At 67.0% G+C, this 209-nt stretch carries 1 protein-coding gene; it reads right to left on the reverse strand.

Annotated features, from left to right (window positions below; all coding sequences use genetic code 11):
* Nucleotides 1-209: hotdog family protein (locus AN216_RS28825; RefSeq protein WP_170842964.1), on the reverse strand; the 209-nt coding region annotated here is incomplete at both ends.

A 209-nucleotide genomic window follows, 5' to 3' on the forward strand; every position in this document is an offset into this window, starting at 1 on the left:
CCACGACCGTGGCAGGTGGCCTCGGAGTCGTCGTCGCGGGTGGTCTCCGGCTGACTGTAGATGGCGACCTCACGGTGCCCGTCGTCGTCGACCGCACCGATGGTGACCTGAATCTGCAGTGCCGCTTCGTCAAGGATGAGTGGTGACTCCAGGACCAACTCCCCGACGATCGGGCAGCCGACCTCCTGGCCGGCGCTGAGCGCCATCTC

Origin of the sequence: Streptomyces oceani, from assembly GCF_001751245.1 — a bacterium.
Taxonomy (GTDB): Bacteria; Actinomycetota; Actinomycetes; order Streptomycetales; family Streptomycetaceae; genus Streptomyces; species Streptomyces oceani.